The 21,720-nt window shown below is 44.5% G+C and carries 18 protein-coding genes and 2 tRNA genes; 5 read left to right on the top strand and 15 right to left on the bottom strand.

Features of this window, described 5'->3' with window-relative positions; all coding sequences use genetic code 11:
* Positions 1 to 110 precede the first annotated feature (110 nt).
* Both F597_RS0107600 and F597_RS0107595 read left to right on the top strand, forming a co-directional pair.
* On the top strand, positions 111 to 1,061 hold the full coding sequence (locus tag F597_RS0107600; RefSeq protein ID WP_019539131.1) for a hypothetical protein: 951 nt from the start codon (positions 111 to 113) through the stop codon (positions 1,059 to 1,061).
* Positions 1,048 to 1,734: an ABC transporter ATP-binding protein gene (locus F597_RS0107595; protein WP_019539130.1), complete on the top strand. Its 687-nt coding sequence runs from the start codon at positions 1,048 to 1,050 to the stop codon at positions 1,732 to 1,734. The genes F597_RS0107600 and F597_RS0107595 overlap by 14 nt, the downstream gene beginning before the upstream one ends.
* Positions 1,735 to 1,764: 30 nt before the next feature.
* Here the strand turns inward: F597_RS0107595 and F597_RS0107590 are convergent, their stop codons facing one another.
* The 9 genes from F597_RS0107590 to F597_RS0107550 form a co-directional block, all read right to left on the bottom strand.
* On the bottom strand, positions 1,765 to 2,949 hold the full coding sequence (locus F597_RS0107590) for a class I SAM-dependent methyltransferase (protein WP_026327247.1): 1,185 nt from the start codon (positions 2,947 to 2,949) through the stop codon (positions 1,765 to 1,767).
* A gap of 118 nt (positions 2,950 to 3,067) precedes the next feature.
* Positions 3,068 to 3,337 carry a 50S ribosomal protein L27 gene (gene rpmA / locus F597_RS0107585; RefSeq protein ID WP_019539128.1) on the bottom strand — a complete coding sequence of 90 codons (270 nt, stop codon included), beginning with the start codon at positions 3,335 to 3,337 and terminating at the stop codon, positions 3,068 to 3,070.
* A gap of 20 nt (positions 3,338 to 3,357) precedes the next feature.
* Positions 3,358 to 3,669: a 50S ribosomal protein L21 gene (gene rplU, locus F597_RS0107580; RefSeq protein ID WP_019539127.1), complete on the bottom strand. Its 312-nt coding sequence runs from the start codon at positions 3,667 to 3,669 to the stop codon at positions 3,358 to 3,360.
* A 117-nt stretch (positions 3,670 to 3,786) separates the two neighbouring features.
* The gene (locus F597_RS0107575; protein WP_019539126.1) at positions 3,787 to 5,289 is read right to left on the bottom strand and encodes a bifunctional ADP-dependent NAD(P)H-hydrate dehydratase/NAD(P)H-hydrate epimerase; all 1,503 of its coding nucleotides are present in this window, start codon (positions 5,287 to 5,289) and stop codon (positions 3,787 to 3,789) included.
* An 81-nt stretch (positions 5,290 to 5,370) separates the two neighbouring features.
* Complete coding sequence (locus F597_RS0107570) at positions 5,371 to 6,282, bottom strand: hypothetical protein (protein ID WP_157279008.1); 912 nt, start codon at positions 6,280 to 6,282, stop codon at positions 5,371 to 5,373.
* A 282-nt stretch (positions 6,283 to 6,564) separates the two neighbouring features.
* Positions 6,565 to 6,648, bottom strand: a tRNA-Leu gene (locus tag F597_RS0107565).
* A gap of 8 nt (positions 6,649 to 6,656) precedes the next feature.
* Positions 6,657 to 6,740 (bottom strand) — tRNA-Leu (locus tag F597_RS0107560).
* 264 nt (positions 6,741 to 7,004) lie between these two features.
* The gene (locus F597_RS0107555) at positions 7,005 to 8,990 is read right to left on the bottom strand and encodes a PspC domain-containing protein (protein ID WP_169337967.1); all 1,986 of its coding nucleotides are present in this window, start codon (positions 8,988 to 8,990) and stop codon (positions 7,005 to 7,007) included.
* 7 nt (positions 8,991 to 8,997) lie between these two features.
* Positions 8,998 to 9,354 carry a PadR family transcriptional regulator gene (locus F597_RS0107550; RefSeq protein ID WP_019539123.1) on the bottom strand — a complete coding sequence of 119 codons (357 nt, stop codon included), beginning with the start codon at positions 9,352 to 9,354 and terminating at the stop codon, positions 8,998 to 9,000.
* A 266-nt stretch (positions 9,355 to 9,620) separates the two neighbouring features.
* Between F597_RS0107550 and coaBC the strand changes: the two genes are divergently transcribed.
* A complete protein-coding gene (gene coaBC, locus F597_RS0107545) occupies positions 9,621 to 10,820 on the top strand; it encodes a bifunctional phosphopantothenoylcysteine decarboxylase/phosphopantothenate--cysteine ligase CoaBC (protein ID WP_019539122.1) in 1,200 nt (399 codons plus the stop codon).
* A gap of 98 nt (positions 10,821 to 10,918) precedes the next feature.
* Positions 10,919 to 12,613 carry a M23 family metallopeptidase gene (locus F597_RS0107540; protein WP_019539121.1) on the top strand — a complete coding sequence of 565 codons (1,695 nt, stop codon included), beginning with the start codon at positions 10,919 to 10,921 and terminating at the stop codon, positions 12,611 to 12,613.
* Here F597_RS0107540 and pncB read toward each other — a convergent pair whose 3' ends face one another.
* Positions 12,614 to 13,786, bottom strand: a complete 1,173-nt coding sequence (gene pncB / locus F597_RS0107535) for a nicotinate phosphoribosyltransferase (RefSeq protein WP_019539120.1) — start codon at positions 13,784 to 13,786, stop codon at positions 12,614 to 12,616.
* Between the two features lie 370 nt (positions 13,787 to 14,156).
* Here pncB and F597_RS0107530 point away from each other — a divergent pair, with 370 nt between their 5' ends.
* A complete protein-coding gene (locus tag F597_RS0107530) occupies positions 14,157 to 15,122 on the top strand; it encodes an NAD(P)-dependent alcohol dehydrogenase (protein WP_019539119.1) in 966 nt (321 codons plus the stop codon).
* 15 nt (positions 15,123 to 15,137) lie between these two features.
* Here the strand turns inward: F597_RS0107530 and F597_RS0107525 are convergent, their stop codons facing one another.
* The 5 genes from F597_RS0107525 to F597_RS0107510 form a co-directional block, all read right to left on the bottom strand.
* Positions 15,138 to 16,733: an aspartate:alanine exchanger family transporter gene (locus tag F597_RS0107525; protein ID WP_019539118.1), complete on the bottom strand. Its 1,596-nt coding sequence runs from the start codon at positions 16,731 to 16,733 to the stop codon at positions 15,138 to 15,140.
* A gap of 193 nt (positions 16,734 to 16,926) precedes the next feature.
* On the bottom strand, positions 16,927 to 17,220 hold the full coding sequence (locus tag F597_RS0107520) for a PG0541 family transporter-associated protein (protein WP_019539117.1): 294 nt from the start codon (positions 17,218 to 17,220) through the stop codon (positions 16,927 to 16,929).
* 160 nt (positions 17,221 to 17,380) lie between these two features.
* Positions 17,381 to 17,566: an efflux RND transporter permease subunit gene (locus F597_RS23025; protein WP_342662278.1), complete on the bottom strand. Its 186-nt coding sequence runs from the start codon at positions 17,564 to 17,566 to the stop codon at positions 17,381 to 17,383.
* On the bottom strand, positions 17,538 to 20,465 hold the full coding sequence (locus F597_RS20340) for an efflux RND transporter permease subunit (RefSeq protein ID WP_342662277.1): 2,928 nt from the start codon (positions 20,463 to 20,465) through the stop codon (positions 17,538 to 17,540). The genes F597_RS23025 and F597_RS20340 overlap by 29 nt, the downstream gene beginning before the upstream one ends.
* A gap of 165 nt (positions 20,466 to 20,630) precedes the next feature.
* Positions 20,631 to 21,647, bottom strand: coding sequence for an efflux RND transporter periplasmic adaptor subunit (locus F597_RS0107510; RefSeq protein ID WP_026327245.1), 1,017 nt, complete (start codon positions 21,645 to 21,647; stop codon positions 20,631 to 20,633).
* Positions 21,648 to 21,720 lie beyond the last annotated feature (73 nt).

Raw genomic sequence — 21,720 nt, 5'->3', positions numbered from 1 at the left:
TTTGTATTTCGAAAATTGATTGAATTCCCTTAAAACAAGGATAAGGGTATCTATGAAAGACCTAAACCGTTCATTTTTCACTAACTTTGAGGCACAAGAATGGGAACTACATGGTGGGAGCTTTTCTTAAAATACGATTTAAGCAATTATACCGGGGTCTGATGGGGATCGGGTTGTTCCGTATTGTTTTCCTGGTCTTATTGTTCGCTTATCTGTTACTCTTCCTGTTCGCATCAACGAAAAAACAACCCGGTTCGCTGTATGTTGCCGCCGGAACGGTATTCATCATCCTGAGCCTGCACATTCGACGAAAGGACAAACTATTCCTGAAAACCTGTTTTGAAAAGCATACGCAAATTTATTTGTCGGAATATGCAGCGCTTGCGTCCATCGTCGTTCTGTTCCTGGCCGTTCATTTGCAATGGATCGCGTTGCTGGTGCTATTGAGCAGCATTTTCCTGATTGCCCGGACCGACATCACACCACGACACCTCCACACACTGAATACCAAGCTTCAATCCTTTATTCCGGCATCCTCCTTTGAATGGAAAGTGGGAATAAGGCAATCGTTTTTTATCTTTGTTCCGGTATGGATCATCGGCTTTTGCTCTTCTTTTTTTATAGGAAGCGTGCCGGTAGCATTGTTGATTCTCGGCATTATCGTTTCCGGTTTCTACAGTCAAAACGAACCATACCAAATGGTTATTCTATATGAAAAAAGCGTCAACCGGTTTTTGTACGGTAAAATCGGAATGCAGATAACATTATTTGGCATAGTCGCTTTCCCTCTGATCCTTATCTTTATCGTTTTCCATTCCGATAAATGGTATATTCCGGTCATTGAATTTCTGATCCTTACATCGATACATGCCTATCTGGTATTGACCAAATACGCTTTTTACGAACCAAACCGGAATTCCCAGGCCGCACAGATTATCGGAGCCATCGGGATGGTAAGCATGTTCATCCCGGTTCTCCTGCCTGTTATATGGGCGTTATCCGTTCTGTTTTATATAAAATCGCAGAAAAACTTAAACATCTACTTACATGATTTCCATTAAAGACCTAACTATATCGTATGATAAACAATCCACCGTTATTGATTCTCTGGATTTATCCATGGAAGAAAACAGCATACACGGTATCGTGGGGTTAAACGGAGCAGGAAAAACAACACTGTTGAACGCGATATACGGATTGATAAAAACGGATTCCGGAGAAATACACCGTGCGGACCAGAAAATTACCAAAAGGGATATATCCTACCTGACTACGGAAAATTATTTCTATTCGAACATTACCGGCAGGGAATACATCGGGTTATTCCGGAATGTGCGCTTTGACCTGGATAAATGGAACGAACTGTTTTCGTTGCCGCTTGACGAACTGATCGACCATTACTCCACAGGAATGAAAAAGAAACTGGTGTTACTTTCCATCCTGAAACAGGATAAACCCGTCCTGATCCTCGACGAACCGTTTAACGGGCTTGATATGGAAACATGCCGCATTATCCGTTCTATCTTATTGCGATTAAAAGAGCGGGAAAAAACCATTATCATCACATCGCATATTATGGAAACATTAACCAATCTATGCGATTACATCCATTATCTGGAATATGGAAAAATAGTCCTGACTACAGATAAAACCCATTTCCAAGAATTTGAAGACACTCTTTTCAAATCAATAGAAAATAAGAATATCGGGTTAATCACGGAATTAATCGATTAATACTTTCCGGCACGCGATCCACACCTAATTTTATAAAGGTGCTTTCCGGCAAATAATCCACACTTTCTGCCCTTCAGCAAGCGTAGTGGCAAACAGGTAGATATCACCGCCGTCCTCTAATCCGGTTTTGCGGCGGATCTCGGCGACCGTCATCGGGAAATTGCGGACAGTGATATTCGCTTTTTTCGTCTCTTGGGAAAATACCTTTATGTTTTTCTTATTCGGAACAAAAAATGACTCTACTTTAAAAATGCGACCGGGAAAATCTTCGACAACTTTACCCGAGGTATATAAATGGCTGTTAATATGCAATTTTTGAAGGTTATACGCCTGCGCTACCGATTTAAAAGCACCTGCTTTCAGGATAGATGCATTGGGCTCGTATAAATAATGATCCGGTTTGTCAGCAAAAGTGATCATCGCTTTGTGTTCCTGTGTCACGGTAAACGAAAAGCGCTTCTCCCTACTCGCCCGTTTGAGGTTTACGGCAACAAACAGCGGTTCATCCACAGCCGTTTTCGATAACAGGAAAAGTAATTCCTTGCATTCGTTTTCCACCGAAACTACGTGCACCGCACTCACACAATCAAGGCTTTTCACCGCTAAAGAAATATCCAGCATGGGAGAATATTTCACCATAACCCTGTTTGATTTTTCAAGTAGCAACGGTTTTATTTCCGATAAATCGGGACTGCAATCCTCAATACGGAACTGCTTCCTTCCCGCATTATCCCGTCGCGAAGGATCGAGATAGATAAAATCGAGCGGAGGACTCTGTTTCAGAAAACCCTCTGCTCCGGCACAATGAACCGACGCATTTTTCAATCCTAACACTCCGAAATTGTGCTTCGCAATCCGGCATAAATCCTTATTCTGCTCCACATAGGCCGCTTCCCGGAAATGCGGCGACAGGAATGAGAAATCAACTCCCATTCCTCCGGTCAAATCGGCAAACGTATCGTTTTTCCCCGAAACCAGCGAAGTCTTGTAGCGGGCTGTCAGTTCCGACGAAGACTGTTCCAACGAAAGATGCGGCGGATAAATGATATCTTCCTCCGCATACCACGAAGGTATTTTCTTTTCTGCCATTTGCCGTCCTGCAATCTGCACCAATAACAAAGGCATATCATCACGCACAAAACGCAAGGCTGTCCTGCGCACGTCTTCGCGTTCATGCGCAAGAATAAACTGCTTTTGTTCGGATGTCAACTGCATAGGGATATACAAAAAATAAAAACAACCTTACTTTGGGAAGCAGGCTGTTTTTATCAACTAAAAAATTATATTTTATGGTTCAAGTTCCCTTTTACCGGAACACCAAAGGCAATTGCCGTTAGGCTTCTGCCTGTACTCTAGGTTGTACCGATACGAATGAGCGGTTGTCTCTCCTTTTCCGGAAAACCACTACGCCATCTACCAGTGCAAACAAGGTATGATCCTTACCCATACCCACATTCTCTCCGGGATGATGAGATGTCCCACGCTGACGCACGAGGATATTACCGGCTTTTGCCGTTTCACCACCGAATATTTTCACGCCCAATCGTTTACTTTCCGATTCACGGCCGTTCTTGGAACTACCTACACCTTTCTTATGTGCCATTTCCTTCTGATTTTAACTGATTAAGCAATAATCTCTTTTACTCTCACTTCGGAGAACTGTTGACGGTGACCGTTCAGTTTCCTGTATCCTTTTCTTCTTTTCTTTTTGAAAACAAGAACTTTGTCGCCTTTCACATGGGAAAGGACTTCTACTACAACTTTCGCTCCTTCGATAACCGGTACACCTACAGTTACGGTGCCGTCCTTATCAACGAGCATTACTTTCTCAAATTCCACCTCAGCACCCTGATCGGCGTTGATCCTGTGGACAAATAATTTTTGGTCTTGTTCAACTTTAAACTGTTGACCCTGAATGTCTACAATGACGTACATATTAAAAATAACCTGAAGTTACGTGCCTGAGGCGGGCCACTCTCCGCAGCCTCTTTTTGGGCCTATTGGCAAATTGAGGTGCAAAATTACACAATTAAATCGTAAAACCCAAACAGATCAGTTCTTTTTTTCCAAACTCCGGTATGCATTTCCTATATTTTCAATGATATCCGAAGCGACGAAACTGCGGGGATGAATGCACTCACCAGCGATGTCGGCAGTCATTCCATGCAGGAAAACCCCTATTCTGGCGGCTTCTACCGCTTGATACCCCTGCGCCAACAAGCTGGTGATCATACCGGTCAGCGCATCTCCGCTTCCGGCAGTAGCCAGTGCAGGCGTGCCACTGCTATTGACATATATTTCTTTTCCATCGATAATCAGCGAATAAGCTCCCTTTACTACTACGATCACATCATATTTACGCGCAAAAAACCTTGTTTTCTCTATCTTGTCATAATCGTCGCGCCACTCACCAATCAGCCGCTGGAGCTCTTTCGGATGGGGAGTCAGGATGGTTTCTGACGGCAGAAGTGATAGCCAGTCAGGATGCCCGGCCAGGATATTCAACCCGTCGGCATCCACCACCAACGGAGTATTGTTCTTCTGAAGGAACTGGTATATCGCCTGCGCTGTTTCCTCATGCAATCCCATACCTATACCTATACCGATCGCATCCGGTTTCAGTTCGTAGTCAATAGAGGTAATATGGTTCGCACCCTTATCTTCAAGGGCCATCGCTTCAGGGAAATAGCATTGTATTGCCGTCACGCCACATTTGGGCAGATAAGCCGTAACCAATCCACAACCGGTTTTGAGTGCCGCTTTCGATGCCAGGGAAACCGACCCGCATTTGCCGAGGCTTCCACCGATAATAAGCGCATGTCCCAAAATTCCTTTATGGACAAATTTGGAAAGCGGTTTCAGCAGATCTCTGATTTTCTTCTTTTCCGTCAGGTAAATATCTGTCTCCGCTTCAGCGATAGCTTCCTGGTTTAAGCCGATATTTACAATACGGACATTCCCGGTAAACCCGGCATTTTCGGGAAGAAACAGAGCCAGTTTAGGTATCTGGAACGTCACCGTTTCAGTCGCTTTCACCGCGAACTTCGTTTTCCGGTCCGAAAACAGCCCACTCGGCGCATCGATACTGATCACCTCTTTTCCGCACTCATTGATCCGAGCGATCACTTCAGCAGCGGCTCCACTTACTTCCCGCGACAATCCTGTACCGAATATACCGTCGATCACCACATCAAACGGCGACAGATCGGGAATATCCTCTTTGTTAAGAATCTTTTTATAGGGGATATTTTCAGCTTTCACGCGGCGGATATTGTGGGTACAGTCTTCGGTATATCTATTGCCGAACTCCACCATATAAGCCTTCACCGGATACCCCGATTTATGTAACAGGCGGGCTACAACCAATGCATCACCACCGTTGTTACCCATCCCGGCAAAGATAATTACGGATGTATTTCTGTCCGTATATTTCTCCGTAAAAAATCGATAAAAAGCAGTCGCAGCACGTTTCATTAACTCAAGAGAGGAAATTCCCTCCCGTACAATCGTTTCGGCATCTATCTTGCGGATCTGTTCCGATGTAAGGATTTTCATACAATCTAAACTATTTACTTCCTATGAAGCACCAAAATATTCAATTCGAAATATAAATATACAAAATATATTTTCTAAAGATTAATCCGACGGAAGTTCAATATTCTTATATCTTCTGTAGATAGCTACCATCAGCGTGCCGAACAATACCGCCATAACGATCATGATATGGCTGGCCAGTCCCTCTACGGTAAAAGAGAGTCTGATCAGGGTCGTGGAGACAACAAATCCTGAGTTTCGCATCACCTTGGGGAACTCATCGGTCGCAGCAAATGAAAAAAGCAGTATAATTACATCGCTAATGATCAGTATCAGGAAGAAAGAGGAGAATAGCTCTTTGGATGACAAGCCGGTATTTTGAACCCAATCGATAATTGAATGGTGACTGAACCAGTCCACCAGGTTAAAAACAACCATCACAAGAAATATAACCCCAATCACCAGTGCCAAAATTTTTTTGGCATAGATATATTTTTTCTTCTTTCTCGGGATTCCATCAGGTATTCCCTTTGTACTATTATTGCTACGAATGCTCTTTTGATTTTGTGCATAATAGAGATAAATCAGGAAAAACAGGACAAGTATAGTGATCAGGGTGTAAATAAATTGCGGATTGTTGTACATCTGATTCAGATCCGACGAGATCTTTAGTTTGGGGATCTCTTTAAATATTTCCCGAATGGTGATAAGAGCAATCACTTCAAACTGCTTTCCAATATATACGATCATCGATTTGGGCAGATAGTAAATCAGGCAATATACTTCATAATAAAGGATAATGGAAAAAGGGGTATAAATGGCATTCACCGGATTACTGAATCCATGGACATAATCTCCCGCATCAATCACTCCCAATTGCACCAGCCATATAACACCTAAATGGAGGAAGAAACCGATCATGGCAGCCACAAAAATCAACCTCTCCAATCTCAATTTAGTCTTTGAAGATAGTATTTTGTTATAGATAATTGTTAAGATTGCCTTTAACCTCATTATTCATACGATTAGGATACAAAAATAACAAATAGGGAGAGAAATAGTTGCTTTCCCGAAAAGAATCCGGAAAGAAGACGTTTTACTCTATGCTTTTTTACTATAAGCTAAACTCTTTTTTACTTTGCGAAACTTGAATTAAAAGGTAAACTTGTTGAAGAACTTATTGAGTTTGCTGTTATTGCCGCATAACTCTATTTTAAAATCTATAACGAACTATTGTTAAAAAAGATGGAAAAGCAGCGGAATAAAAAAACCACCATGAGTGTGGTGGTGTTAAAGTGCGCAGGATGAGACTCGAACTCACACGCCGTAACCGGCACTACCCCCTCAAAGTAGCGTGTATACCAATTTCACCACCTGCGCATTTGCAGTGCCCAGAACAGGACTCGAACCTGCACGTTGTTACCAACACTAGTCCCTGAAACTAGCGCGTCTACCAATTTCGCCATCTGGGCATTATCATTAATTTAAATAGAAAAACAGGCCACTGCCTGTCGCTATCCGAAAGCTCATGTTTCCGGCTATATGAACCGTCTGTTTCCGAATTGCGGATGCAAAGATAATAGTTTTTTTATACCTGAACGAATATTTTTAAAATTTATTTCCAATTCATTGTGATACCTTTTATATGTCGTTACTAAAAAAGGAAAACCGCTCCACAGGGGAACGGCCTTCCGATTCACAATGAAAAGTCAAGTAGAGTAGAATAAAAAAGTTATTTATATTGAGTCAGTAGAAAGTGTCATAAAAACTTCTCCCTCTTCAGAAATATCTACAGGCAGATAATTGGTATTGCGTGAGTAATTCCTGATCCTCTTGCGCACGACGGCCGGAGGCCTGTTGTCTTTGTAATCACGCAGTGCTTCACTCATCTCAATCGTTTTGCCCGCCGGCACCGATATTTCTACGGTGATGCTCTGGTTTCGGAATCCCTGCTCCACCGGTACCGAAAAGAATTCCGGAAGTAACAACAGGGAATCTTTCTGTACAATCTCATAAGAAAACTGTGCGATATCGGCTTTGGCGGAACGAAGATCTTTACCATGTATGGCAGATATGACCCGCACATGGAACAACGAGTCGCTGCTTTTACCTATCTGCAGGTTAATGTTATCAAAAAGGAGAGAATCTTCATTGATCGTGGTATAAGGCAGTTCGTCGATTTTAGTGCCCGGTCCGTATCCTGTCTTGAATTCAGCATAATCTTCGGCATAGGGTTGCATCTCCACATACATCTTGCCCGAGCTAACCAATTCAATGGAGACAGTTCTTTCACTGGAGCTTTCCACGCTGAACTTGTCGGCTATCCGTGCACCCAGCACACCGGATATCACCAGTCCCACAATCCAGAGCACAGAGGCGACAATCCCGATAGCCGGACGCGATTTGGCTTTCGTAGTGCGGCGCACAATCCATATGATGACCGCTATGATCGGAACCAGGAAGATCAATCCCAACGCGGTAAAGAGCAGATTGGTCTCATAACCGGGATCAATAAACAGCGACTTCAACGGCGAAAGATGTGTTCCGGTTACTAATAATCCGACAAACAGACCGATCAATACCAATAAGAAGATTCCTACAACTGAGAAGAAGATAATTTTCAGAAAGATAATCAATGCATTCAGGCAGCCGGAGCGTTCAGGTGGGGATACCGTTGCAGTACGACGCTCAGACAGAGGTGGTTCGGGAGGCATCTCCTCCATCCCGATGGCTTCATCCTCTTCACTCTCAACTTCTGGATCTGCGGCACGGAAGGCATCTTTTTTTTCTACCGACGGGCGAAAGTTTCCCTCATTGGAGGTACGGCTCCTTGAACTTGCTACATTGTCGGTTACCTTTTCCCTGATCGAACGGATATAATCCTCTTCACCCATCATTTCCAGCTTCTGTTTCACGGTCTTTGCCACGGGAATAATCGCCCAAAGGACAACATAGACTACTACCAGGCTCGAGTTGATATTCCAGTTGAAACCCACATTATCAAAGATCCGGTTCAACGGAAAAATGGAGATCATCCCAATCATATTCAATACAAGCGGTGTAAGGAACAGGAGACGGGGTATCCATGAATCGATGCGGAAATAGGCAGCAATACCGCCGCATACCCCGCCAATAAAACGGTCGTTGGGATTCCGGTAAAGCCGCTTGGAAACATTCGATTCCAACACTTTCGGTTTTAACACGATCCATAATACAATGTATACCCAAAAAAGAAATCCAAAGAACAGTACAAAGAGAAGTCTTATCCATACGGGGTCGGTTTTGAAATAGTGTGCTAACCCGCTACAAACACCACCTATAATCCGATCGCCGGCATTCCTGTGTAAACTTTGGCGTTCGCTTTCGGTTGACCAAGTTTCACTTTTGGGAGCACCGGAATTTCCCGTACCTGATTGAGATGATTGGGATTCCTGCCCGGTGCCCGCAACTTCTTCGTAATCCGAATCGAATTCCTGTGGCCTGCCGATACTGTCGATAACAGCTTTCACATCTTCATCAGTGATGCAATTGATGCCATGCTTCAAACGGTTGCCAAACAATTCGGCGATACGACATTCTATGTCGTTCACAATCTCATCGCCGCCCTCTTCGCGAGAAAAATAAGTCTTGAGACTACCAATATACTGCTTCAGCATTTCGTAAGCAGTCTCCTCGATGGCAATCACCTGACCCTGAAAATTAATGTTGATTACTTTCTTCATATGGATTCTATTCTGATTGATTTTCATGTGACTCGCCCCTCTTTTGCGTGAGGGTCTCAACTCCTGTCGCTAACTCATTCCATGTCGCTTGCAGAAGGATGTAAAACTCGTCTCCTTTTTCCGTCAGACGAAAATATTTGCGTGGAGGTCCCGAAGTACTCTCCACCCACTGGTAGGTAAGTATTCCGGCATTCTTCAAACGGTTGAGCAGAGGATAAAGGGTTCCCTCCAAAAGCTGTAATCCCGCATCCTTCATCTCGTCAATAATATCGCCGGGATAGGCTTCGCTTCTTTTGATGATGGAAAGAATACAATATTCCAATACTCCCTTTCTCATCTGGCTTTGCGTATTTTCAATATTCATCTCTGTATCATTTTATACTGCAAAGATAATCAAAGCAAGGTATTATGCAATACAAAGTACCAAATATTTCTTCAGAATTAAATTTATTTAACATTAAAAGCGGTAAATGTAGCCTTAATGAGACTGTATAGAGTTTGATTCTTGTTACTTTTGCACATCAATTATCACAACTTCCCGAGAGATCGGGACAAGTAGTCCCCTATTTATCGGGATTATAAAATCAACACAACTTGTCCCGACTTGTCGGGATCATCAAATCAACATTTATGTCGCTTCAGGGAAAACATATTGTATTAGGTATCACAGGCAGCATCGCAGCCTATAAATCGGCTATTCTCACCCGGCTGTTGATAAAAAAGGGAGCGGAGGTACAGATCGTGATTACTCCGGCCGGAAAGGAGTTCATTACGCCGGTGACGCTCTCCGCACTTTCGGGACGGCCGGTGATCAGTGATTTTTTTGCCTCGGGCGATGGTACCTGGCACAGTCATGTGGATCTGGGATTGTGGGCAGACGTGATGATTGTGGCTCCGGCTACGGCTGCTACTATCGGTAAGATGGTCAACGGGGTCGCCGACAATATGCTGATCACCACCTATCTTTCCATGAAAGCACCTGTCTTTGTGGCGCCGGCCATGGATCTCGACATGTACAGGCATATTTCCACCCAACGCAATATCGAAAAACTGAAAAGCGACGGAGTGCAGATCATCGATGCAACCGACGGGGAGCTGGCCAGCCACCTTGAAGGGAAAGGCAGGATGGAAGAGCCGGAAAATATTGTGTCTGTTCTGGAACAGTTCTTCGCTACCGGAAATGATCTTGACAAGAAAAAGATCATGATCACTGCAGGACCGACCTATGAACGGATCGATCCGGTACGTTTCATCGGCAATTTCTCTTCCGGGAAGATGGGATTCGCTTTGGCGGAAGAATGTGCTTCACGGGGTGCTGAGGTGATCCTGATCACAGGCCCCACCGCATTATCAGCTTCACATCCCAATATATTAAGGGTGAATGTGGAGTCAGCCGTCGAGATGTATGATGCCGCACTAAAGATTTTCCCGCAAATGGATGCAGCCATCCTCTCGGCAGCAGTAGCCGATTACCGCCCGGAGGAGATGAGTGAGGAGAAAATAAAGCGGTCAGGAAATGAGCACTTATCACTCTCTCTTGTTCCCAATCCCGATATCGCAGCTTCGCTCGGAAAAATAAAAAAACCGGGGCAATTGAGTATCGGTTTTGCTCTGGAGACCAACGACGAAGAATCGAATGCGATAAAAAAGATAGAAGAAAAAAACTTCGACTACATTGTACTCAATTCACTGAATGACCGGGGAGCAGGCTTCGGACACGACACGAACCAAGTGACGATCCTTTCCCGCGACGGCGAAAAACAATCATTCTTACTGAAATCAAAGAAGGAAGTGGCAAAAGATATTATTGATACGGTTTTTGGTAATTGAAAATTGAAAATTAGTAGTTTCCAAATCCAATATCCGACATCCCAAATCTAAAGTCTTGGTTCTATCATCATTCTTAATTTTTCACTCTTAACTATATAATGCGACTACTTAAATTACAACTTATATTTTTCTTATTTTTCACCAGCACTCTCCTATCTTATTCGCAACAATATAGAAATCCCGTTACCATTTCACCCGCTCTTAGCGGCAACTTCGGTGAATTAAGAAATAATCATTTCCATTCCGGGATCGATTTCAAGACACAACAGGTGGTCGACAAACCCATCATCGCCATCGAGGACGGGTACGTCTCCCGCATCAGTGTCTCTCCCGGGGGCTACGGACTGGCACTCTATGTAGACCATCCTTCTACCGGCCATACCAGTGTCTATGCGCATCTCAACAGCTTCTCCAGAGAGATTGCGGAATGGGTAAAGGAACAACAATACCAACAGGAGCGATTTAGTGTCATTCTCTATCCGGAGCCGGGCATGTTACCGGTAAAGAAAGGAGAACAAATTGCTTTGAGCGGCAACACCGGCAGTTCCGGCGGGCCTCACCTCCATTTTGAGATACGCGATACCCACACGGAAGAGCCGTTGGACGCATTGGAATTTCTGGCTAAGATACCCGATACACGAAAACCGGATATTCAGGGGATCACCTTTTATCCCATACTTGAAAAAGGGGTAGTTAACGGTAGCGGCAACCCAGTCAGACTTAATATTAGCAAAGATAAAGCGGGAAATCCGTCACCACTGGGAAGAAACATTGAGGTCTGGGGACGCATTGGTGTGGGTGTAAAGGCATACGACCGGATGGACGGCCAAAATAATATCTACGGGGTAAAGCATATCCGTCTTTTCATGGATGACCGCCAAATATTCAGCAGTACCATAAACCGGTTCTCATTCGCGGATACACGTATGCTGAACACTTTCATCGATTTTGAAGATTGGAGAAAGCAACGGTCATTCTTTATGAAATCATTTATTGAGCCAGGCAACACCCTTCCATTCTATGAAGCCGAAAACAATGGATATATCGATATTGACGAAGAGAGGCCCTACCGATTCCGGTATGAACTGGAAGATCATTACGGGAACAGGCTGACCTACAATTTCACCGTCGACGGAAAATCCCAGTCTATCCCCCAAAGACCGGATTGTAATAACTGGATGGCCTGGAACCTCTATAACTCTTATATGGAGATGGGGTTCCAATTGCAAATCCCAAAAGGGAATCTATATGATGATATCTGCTTCTTCCATTCCTCCACCAGAAGCCCCAACCATTATTCCGACCTGCACCGGGTAAATGACACCCCTGTACCACTGCACAACCGTGCAGATATGTGGATCGGCATGCATACCGACACATTGCTGAACAAAAAAAATTACGGAATCGTCAGGATCAACGACAACGCATCGGAGAGTTGGGTCGGGGGAGAGTATGTCCGTGGAGGTATTAAAGTCAGCATTCGCGAGTTGGGTGATCGGTACGCCATATCGGCCGATACTATCGCTCCCGTCATAACACCTATAGAACCAGCTACCTGGGTAAATCAAAAACGCATCCGCATCCGGCTCAGGGATGACAAGAGCGGTATCGCATCATTCAGGGGAGAGATCAACGGCGAGTATGTATTGTTCACACACGACAGCAAATCATCGATCTATACTTACCGGTTTGATGATAGCCGGCTGACAAAAGGTCAACAGCAGGTATTGGTCTTTACTGTTGTTGACGGGGCAGGCAACCGAAGCGAGTATACCTACAACTTTTTTTATTAATTACAACCCCAGTACCGCCTGGGCAATCGCTATCTCCCGCTCGCTGCCGGTATGCTTACCTTCTACATCCGATAGTTTGATGCACTCCTGCCACTCTTCACGGGGAGTCATCTTGCAGCGGAAAAGCTTCATCACGATATTCATCCCTTTGATATCGTTCCCTACATCGGCTGTCAGATTTGTACCAATCCCGAAAGTAGCACCGATACGGTCGCCGCAATATTCTTTGATTTGAATAGCCTTATCCACATTCAGGCTGTCGGAAAAAACCAGGTATTTAAGTTTAGGATTTACACGTAACTCCTCATACCTCCGGATCACCTTGTCGGTAAACAAGAACGGATCACCGCTATCGTGACGCAGGCTGGTGAAGAGCGACGCATGTTTTTTACTGAAGTTACGCAGAAAAACATCGGTGGTATAAGTATCGGTCAGCACAGTACCCAGATCGCCGTCGTAAACATTGATCCAATTCTCCATCGACATATAATTGGCCATCTTGTAACCGTAGATCGACCCGTGGAACTGCACCCATTCGTGCGGATGGGTACCCGATACGTTCAGGTTATGTTTAAATGCCATATAGACATTGCTCGTCCCATAGAGGCTGGTACCGGCATGTTGCTTCAACAGCCCGGTCACCCGGTCTTCCACATCAGCACTGAACCGCCGCCTCATTCCGAAAAGGGAAACGGAAAGATTGTATTCCTGCATTTTCTTTGCTTTCTCTACAGTTACCGCTTCCATGTACTTCAGGTCGGGATAGCGGCCGGTCTCACGGAAAAAGAGCTCCGATACGGTAGCCAGGATAGGCGTTTCCCAGAGAGTGACACGGTAAAGGAGACCACGAGCCTTTATATGCAATTTGCTTCCTTCCATCGTGATTTCCAATTCTGAAGGGTCGAAACGAAATCCTTTCAGAAAATCAATATAGATTGGCGGCAAATAAGGCATTTGCTTCCTTACAAATGCCTCTTCTTCTTTGGTGAGTGCAAGGTTTGACATCTCCTCCAGTTCTTTTCTCAGCAGCCGGTCAAATCCTTCCGGATAGTCACCATTACTCCGGTCTATAAATTCAAACTCGCCGTAAGCCCTTGGAAAGAGCTTCGAATAGGCATAACCGGTGGTAAACTTATAAAGATCGGTATCGAGGATACTCTTAATAATTGCCATATCTTTTATTTATTCAATTTATTGAACATTTTCATTAAGCAAGAGCAGAACAAATTTATTTGACTCTGTCTTTTTCCTTCGCACCTCACCAAAACTCAAACAAGTTTGTTTTTGGTTTCGGTTTGTCGTCAATTGTTTTGCCGAGCGCAGAATTGAAAATCGAGGAGCGAAGGCGACTCAATTAACCGTTGAGGAGCCTGCGACTCAAAACGACTAATGTAATTGAACAATACAACATCTCAAACCGAAATCCGGTTCACCACTCTTTTTATTCTCTATTCTAAAAAAATATCGTATAAAATATATTATTTTTGCTTCTCACTTCTTACTTCTGATTTCCGAGTTCTAATTTCTTTAAAAGAATAATCATATGAAAGCAGCCGTTTATACCCGGTATGGTCCGCCGGAAGTTGTAAAAATTACAGAAATCGACAAACCGGAACCAAAAGACAATGAAGTGCTGGTAAAAGTGATTACATCCACTGTAAACCGTACTGACAGCGGATTTCGAAGTGCTCAATATTTTGTATCGAGATTCTGGAGCGGCCTGTTCCGTCCAAAAAACCGGGTATTGGGATGTGAATTTGCAGGTATAGTGGAAGATACCGGAAAAAGTGTCATCCGATTCAGGAAAGGCGACAAGATATTCGGATTCGATGATAATAATTTCGGCGGACACGCAGAATACCTCGCCCTTGCAGAAAACAGCGCCATAGCATCTATGCCTTCTAATGCTACCTTTTATGATGCTGCTCCCATCACAGAAGGCGCTCATTACGCGCTGGGCAATATCAGGGCGGCGAGAGTGGAAAAAGGAAGCGACGTAATGGTATATGGTGCGACAGGGGCTATCGGATCGGCTGCCGTGCAGTTATTAAAGTACTTCGGGGCAAACGTGACGGCGGTATGCAACACAAAAAATGTGGAACTGATTAAATCTCTAGGCGCCAACCGGGTAATCGACTACCAGACGGAGGACTTCACCAAAATCGATACAAGGTTCTCTTTTATTTTCGACGCCGTAGGTAAAAGTTCCTTCGGACAATGCAAACCATTACTGACGAAAAACGGAGTTTATATCTCCACAGAACTCGGGAAGAACGGGGAAAACATCTTTCTGGCCCTCTCTACCGCACTCCGGAATGGAAAAAGGGTATTATTTCCCACCCCGACCATCACTCAGGAAGATATTCTTTTCTTGAGAGATCTTTTCGAAACAGGCGCATTTAGGCCTGTGATCGACAGAGATTATACACTGGATAAGATTGTGGACGCCTACCGTTACGTAGAAAGTGGACAAAAAACGGGGAATGTAGTGCTGAAGATCGTTGAATAACAGATCCCTAACCGGTTATCCCAACAGGGCGAGCACTTGTATCAATACGATCAATAATATCATGGCTACCGGATATACAGTGGCGTAAGCCACGCTGGGAGCAGTGCTGTCGGTCATGGAATCGACAGTGGCCAACCCGGGGGTACTGGTCATTCCACCGACAATGGTACCCATTAAATCCAGAATAGGGATTTTGAACACGTAAAATCCAAGCAATCCGGCGACAATCATGGGTACTATCGTGACAACTGCGCCGGTAAGGAAATAGGGTAAGCCATAAGTTTGGAATGTAACGAAAAGATTTGCTCCTGCCGATGTGCCTACCTCGGCAAGAAAAAGCAACAGCCCGAGTTGCCGCAGTAGCTGGTTTGACATGCCCGACATCGACCAGAGAATAGGTCCTGTTTTCCCCAGTTTACTAAGCACAAGTGCCGTAATGAGTACCCCACCCGTCAACCCCAGGGAGAAAGAAAATGAATTGGAAAAAGATATCTGCAACTGTCCCACCAGTATGCCCAATACAATACCCATGGCTATCGGGAAAAAATCGGTATCGGATAATTTCTTCTCGTTGTTACCAAGCAGCAGGCCTACTTCCTGCACACTTTTTCGTTCACCTACCACTACCACCTTATCACCGAATTTCAATTTCAGGTCGGGTGTGGGAGAAAGCACTATCCCACTCCGCCGGATACGGGTAATATTACAATGATAGGCCCGTGAAAGGTCTAATGCTCCCAATGTTTTATCCACCATCCGTTTATTGGTAACCAGGAGCGATTCCACCACCTGATCATGATCTACAGGCAGTTCTATCTCGGTACGTTCGCCGATAAACAAGGCTAGCTGGTTCAAAGAGTTATCCGTTCCTACGGCTTTGACCAGATCCCCTTCCCGGAGGACGGTTTTCGCTCTGGGAATCACCATTACACCGTCGTGAATCACACGGGAGATAACAGCTCCCGTCATGGTGCGGATCTGCAATTCGGACAATGATTTATTGAATACTGTAGGATTCTTTACCCGGAAAACAGCAAAATTCACTTCGGGATAAGCCGCCTTTTCCTGCCGGTCGAGCCGAAGCGCCTCTTCCTGAAGATCTACGCCGATTATTTTCGGAAAGAACTTCACGAACAGGATCACCCCTATCACACCAAACGGATAAGCAATACCGTAAGCGATTGAAGCAAGCGGTGAATTGGTACTATCAATGGCTACCGCCAATCCCGGTGTACTGGTCAATGCACCGGCGATCAAGCCTGTCACTCCCGGCATATCTATCCCCAGGAAATAAGCTAACCCCAATGCGACAGCGCCGGCACTGATTACAATAATCAATGCCATCATCAACAGCTTTTTACCGTTTTTTTGGAACGAATCGAAAAAACCGGGACCCGATTGCAGGCCGATAGTGAAAATAAACAACACCAACCCGAAATATCCCAGTGAGCTGGGAATGGTCACACCAAAATGTCCGAACAACAAGGCGATGAAGATGACGGCCGACACGTCGAGCGAGATACCTTTGATCTTGATACGTCCCAGCATATAGCCGAGCGCTATAATAAGGAAAACTGAAAAATAGGAGTTCTGGAGCAATGAATACAACATAACAATGTCCGTATTAATGAATTATCTATGACAATCTGGAAGACGCTGCAAAAGTAGTATTTATCATTCGTTCAGACAAGAGACGGAAAATAATTCTTATCAATCCCATGATATGCAGTATGGAGGTATAACTTAAAAAAGCCGAACATATCCATGCCCGGCTTTTGACTTAACTGTATGTTTATTTACGGAATCACATTATACCTTCAATATTCCACACAAAGGCACGGAGGCCCAGGTTGGGCGACTCTTCATCGAGTTTCCTCAGATAGTCCAGCAACAGCTTCACCCTATTATCCTCTACAATGGTGAGGATAGCCTTGTTCACCGAAGGCCAGGCGTGGGAGCCGTAATGCGGCTCTCCGGTCTTGCTTCCCCGTCCGTGGATCTCTTTCCATGAAGTGAACCCGCGTATATTGAGTGAGCTCAGGTTGCCCACGATCTCATCGTAGTGCGCCTGGTCTAAAGTTATCATTACTGCTTTCATTTCTTTTTATTTTTTTAGAAGTTAGAAATAAAAAATTAGAAGTAGGAAGTGGAGAAGTCCGGGAAGTCAAGAATTTCGAAATTTCTATGGCCTTACTTCCTGATTTTTGGCTCTCATCTTCACTTTTCATTTTTTATTCTTAATTTTCAATTTTCCACTTTCAATTGTCAATTACCAATAGCGCACGGTGTTTCTTCCGTTGGCGTTTTACTCCGTTTCCTCCAAAAACTGAATAGAGTACAGGAATAAGGATAAGCGTTACAATCGTTGAAAATGTCATACCGCCAATAATAGCGATACCGAGCGATTGCCACATTTCAGAACCCTGCCCTGTACCTACTGCCAACTTTTGGGTTCGAACGGCCTCCATGTACTACCGCCGTGATAATGGACATACCTCTCTCCCTGTTCAGGTTGATGTAGTCGACAAGCACAATACCGTTCTTCACCACCATCCCCACAAGCATTACCAGTCCAATGAGTCCCATAATTCCGAGTGGTTCACCGGTGATCGCAAGTAACAGCAACGATCCTATAAACGCGAACGGAATGGAAAAAATAATAATGAACGGGTATGTAAGTGATTCGAACTGGGATGCCATTACAATGTATACCAACAGGATAACGATAACGATCAGCATCGTCAACTCGGAAAATGACTCCTGCTGGTCTTCGAGCGAACCGCCTATCTCCACTTGTATTCCCATAGGAATATCCAACGTTGAAATGGCGCTGTTCACATCTGCCGCGACATCACTCAAAGCACGGTTATGGATTGAACCGCTCACAGTCACTATTCGCTGGCGATCTTTACGGTCGATCTCAGGCAGCGAAGAATTTTCCACCACTTTTCCCAAATCCCGCACACGCACTCCCACGCCCATCGGATTGTATATCAATATATTTTCAATATCCTCTATGGATTGGCGTGATTTTTCATCATAACGTACACGGATATCATATTCCTCACCTTCTTCGCGAAAACTTGTCATCGTCATACCGTTTATCCGGTTCCTGACAGCATTGGCAGCAGTTCCCATACTTAAGCCGTTGAGTGACAGTTTTTCCCTGTCGAACTCAATCTGGTATTCCATGCGATAATCCTGACGGGAAATGGTCACGTCACGTAAACCTTTAATATCCTCTAATTTAGATTTTACTTCTGCGGCAAGATTGTCGGTCTCAGCAAAATCATGCCCATAGATCTGCACATCCATCGTGCTTCCGCCACCCATGCTTCCTGTTGATCCCCCGGGAGTCACTACGAAGTGACTGATGGTCGGAATAGCAGCAAGATCGCTACGCAATTCATCCGAAATATCATGAATGGATCTTTTCCTGAACCTGGCCTCCTTCGTACGGATATTAAAACTCATAATATGCGCTCCGTTTTCTTGAATGGAGGCGATAATATTGTCTTCATCAGCCTGCCCTACAGTAAAAGAATTGATCTCTATCTCAGGATACTTCTCTCCTATCAGTCTATTGATCTGTTGACCCGTGGCGCGGGCTAACTCCATCCTTGTCCCTGTAGGCAATTCCACAGTCATTGAGATGGTATTATTATCAGAGCTCGGCATAAATTCGGTTTTAAGTGTCACTGCCGATACTACGGCCCCAATAATGAATATACCTATAATCACACCCAATGTAATGCCGCGTTTTCTCACTACTCCGTTCACCAACTTACCATAAGCTAAGTCTAATTTGTCGAGCAACGGAAGGATATGCTTATTATACCATTTGTCGAATTTACTCACTTTCGCTTCTTTCGTCGATCTCAACATTTTGGCACTCATCATCGGGGTAAGTGTCAACGCAATGATCATTGAAAGAGTAATGATGATGGTCACCATCCATCCGAGTTGTTTGAACATTACCCCTGCAAGACCGCCAACTAAAGTCATCGGCAGGAAAGCCGCGACAATGGTCAAGGTGGATGCAATCACGGAAAGCGAGACCTCTTCGGTACCGTAAATCGCCGCTTGCCGGGGACGACTACCGCGTTCAATATGCGAGGTAATATTCTCAAGTACTACTATTGCGTCGTCCACTACCATGCCGATACAGATTGAAAGTGCCGACAACGAAATAATATTAATGGTGTTTCCAGTGATATACAAATAGATGAACGATCCAATGAGCGAAATGGGGATAGCCACCATGATAATTACGGTAGCCCTCCATCGCCCCAGGAATAATAAAACAACAAGACCCACAATAACGAGGGCAAGCAGGATGGTTTCAAGCAAGCTGTTGATAGAAACCTTTACATTATCCGAAGTATCTATTACCGTTACCAGTTGGATATCGGGAGGAAGATTCTTCTGAAGTCCGGGAAGTAATTCTCTCACCGCGTTCGCGATAGCGACCGTATTGGCTCCTGTCTGTTTCTGGATCATGATGGAGGCGCTGCGTTGCCCGTTGGTATAACTCTCCATTACATCTGACTGAACGGTATCGCTTACTACGGCCACATCTTTCAGATAAACAGATTGTCCCTGGCTGGTGCCGATCACGATGTCGTTTAATTCCCTACTCTCGGATATCTCGCCTTGAAGACGCAGCATGTAGGTTTGCGACCCCACGTTGAGGTTTCCGGCAGGAACGTTCACATTTTCCGCGGCAATTTTCTGGGCGATTTGCTCAAGGGGAATATTGTATGCCTCCAGTTTTTCGGGGAGCACGTTTACCTGCACTTCACGTTGCGGTGCACCGGAGACGGAAACAGTACCTACGCCCGGAACCCTGTTAAGGGGGGTGGCAATCTGATCATCCAGAATCTTATATAACGCGTTCGCGCTCTCGTTTGCCGTCGCGGAGAGCACGATCACCGGTATCATATCGGTGCTGAATTTTAACAGCATGGGGTCACTGGCTCCGTCAGGAAGGGAGCTGGATATCAACTCTATCTTATCCCGGACGTCGTTCATAATATTGATCATATCCGACCCCCAATTGAACTCGAGCATGATCACCGATATATTGTCCTTTGAAGTGGAGGTAATCTCTTTGATGTTTTCCGTAGAGTTCAGCGCATCTTCCAAAGGACGGGTGACATTTGTCTCCACGTCTTCCGCACCTGCACCGGGATAAGCGGTCATCACCGATACCATGTTCACATCCATTTCGGGCAACAGGTCAACCGGAAGCTGCCGGTAAAACATGATCCCGATAAGCACAATTCCAATAAAGATCAGCGAAGTCCCAACAGGATTCTTGACCGCGGTTTCATATATCTTCATATTATTTTATTTTTAATTCAAGATTTCAGATTCCAGATTCAATATTTGGCTTACGCCGATTATTAATTGACTACGTCGATTTGCAATCCAGATTTATCTACACTGGTTTTTAATTCAAATCCCTAATTTTAAATTCTTGAATTTTGAATCTTAAATCTGAAATTTTTAATCAATAACTTCCACTTCGGCGCCTTCAATCAATCCGGAATTTCCCTGAACGATCACACGGTCACCGACATGTAACCCCGATACTATCTCATATTTATCGCCAATCCGGGTTCCCAGCTCTACTTTCGTATAGACGGCCTTTCCATCTTTTTCCAGAAAAACATACCGGTCGTTGGACCCGCTTTGTTTCAAGACCGCCAAATCAGTGACGAGCGGACGCTCATTGGTTCCGAAATTAAGTATCACGCGTGAAAACATTCCCGGACGAAGACGTTGTTCGGTGTTGTTCACTTCAATCTCCACAGGAAAAGTACGTGAGGTAGGGTTAATCGTCGGATGGATCAAAGATATTTTTCCTTCGAAAGTTTCACCCTCCAACGCATCCACGACTATTGTAGCAGGCATCCCCGGAGATACTTTACTATAATATGATTCCGATACATTGATGACTATCTTGACCGGATTGATATTTTCAATCGTCAGGATCGGCATTCCGGCAACCACATCACCCGGATCATAATTACGGGCGGTTACAATTCCACTTATGGGACTTATCAACCCGGTATTTTCCCCGGTAGTATTCAGTGCTGTCTGGGCGACATCAAGTTGTGTTTTCATCTGATCCAGTTGTTGTCTGGAAACACCTCCCACTTTATACAATTCACTGTATCTCTCATAATCGCGCCGTAGAGTAGCCAATTGTGTCTCCTGCTGTGAGTAATTGGCTGCATCCATTGTTACCAGAGTCTGTCCTTTGGAAACCCGACTGCCAATATCCACATGAATAACCCTGATACGACCACCCATCGCGGGAGTGATATGATTGACAGCTTTTGCTTCAACTGTTGCTGTGAAAGATGAGAGTTGGTCTACAGGCATCAATCTGACCTCTTCCACTATGATGTTTCTTTTAGCGTTCTCTGTTTGTTGTTCACTCTTACCGGATCCTCCGCATGAAGAGAGTGTTAGAAGAGCAGCCAACGGCATAAATTTTAGAAAGACTTTTCGTTTCATTTGATTTTTATTTAGTTTCAACTTCTTTGATTTTATATTTCGATATTCAAATTCTAATCAATTCATTTATTAT

The sequence above is a fragment of the Proteiniphilum acetatigenes DSM 18083 genome (assembly GCF_000380985.1).
In the GTDB taxonomy this organism is placed as follows: Bacteria; Bacteroidota; Bacteroidia; order Bacteroidales; family Dysgonomonadaceae; genus Proteiniphilum; species Proteiniphilum acetatigenes.
This window is presented reverse-complemented; position numbering and strand designations above follow the sequence as displayed.

Bases quoted from the DNA above. Each gene is read 5' to 3' on its own strand.
- F597_RS0107600 (WP_019539131.1), top strand. From the start codon at position 111: ATGGTGGGAGCTTTTCTTAAAATACGATTTAAGCAATTATACCGGGGT.
- F597_RS0107595 (WP_019539130.1), top strand. From the start codon at position 1,048: ATGATTTCCATTAAAGACCTAACTATATCGTATGATAAACAATCCACC.
- F597_RS0107590 (WP_026327247.1), bottom strand. From the start codon at position 2,949: ATGCAGTTGACATCCGAACAAAAGCAGTTTATTCTTGCGCATGAACGC.
- rpmA (WP_019539128.1), bottom strand. From the start codon at position 3,337: ATGGCACATAAGAAAGGTGTAGGTAGTTCCAAGAACGGCCGTGAATCG.
- rplU (WP_019539127.1), bottom strand. From the start codon at position 3,669: ATGTACGTCATTGTAGACATTCAGGGTCAACAGTTTAAAGTTGAACAA.
- F597_RS0107575 (WP_019539126.1), bottom strand. From the start codon at position 5,289: ATGAAAATCCTTACATCGGAACAGATCCGCAAGATAGATGCCGAAACG.
- F597_RS0107570 (WP_157279008.1), bottom strand. From the start codon at position 6,282: ATGAGGTTAAAGGCAATCTTAACAATTATCTATAACAAAATACTATCT.
- F597_RS0107555 (WP_169337967.1), bottom strand. From the start codon at position 8,990: ATGAAGAAAGTAATCAACATTAATTTTCAGGGTCAGGTGATTGCCATC.
- F597_RS0107550 (WP_019539123.1), bottom strand. From the start codon at position 9,354: ATGAATATTGAAAATACGCAAAGCCAGATGAGAAAGGGAGTATTGGAA.
- coaBC (WP_019539122.1), top strand. From the start codon at position 9,621: ATGTCGCTTCAGGGAAAACATATTGTATTAGGTATCACAGGCAGCATC.
- F597_RS0107540 (WP_019539121.1), top strand. From the start codon at position 10,919: ATGCGACTACTTAAATTACAACTTATATTTTTCTTATTTTTCACCAGC.
- pncB (WP_019539120.1), bottom strand. From the start codon at position 13,786: ATGGCAATTATTAAGAGTATCCTCGATACCGATCTTTATAAGTTTACC.
- F597_RS0107530 (WP_019539119.1), top strand. From the start codon at position 14,157: ATGAAAGCAGCCGTTTATACCCGGTATGGTCCGCCGGAAGTTGTAAAA.
- F597_RS0107525 (WP_019539118.1), bottom strand. From the start codon at position 16,733: ATGTTGTATTCATTGCTCCAGAACTCCTATTTTTCAGTTTTCCTTATT.
- F597_RS0107520 (WP_019539117.1), bottom strand. From the start codon at position 17,220: ATGAAAGCAGTAATGATAACTTTAGACCAGGCGCACTACGATGAGATC.
- F597_RS20340 (WP_342662277.1), bottom strand. From the start codon at position 20,465: ATGAAGATATATGAAACCGCGGTCAAGAATCCTGTTGGGACTTCGCTG.
- F597_RS0107510 (WP_026327245.1), bottom strand. From the start codon at position 21,647: ATGAAACGAAAAGTCTTTCTAAAATTTATGCCGTTGGCTGCTCTTCTA.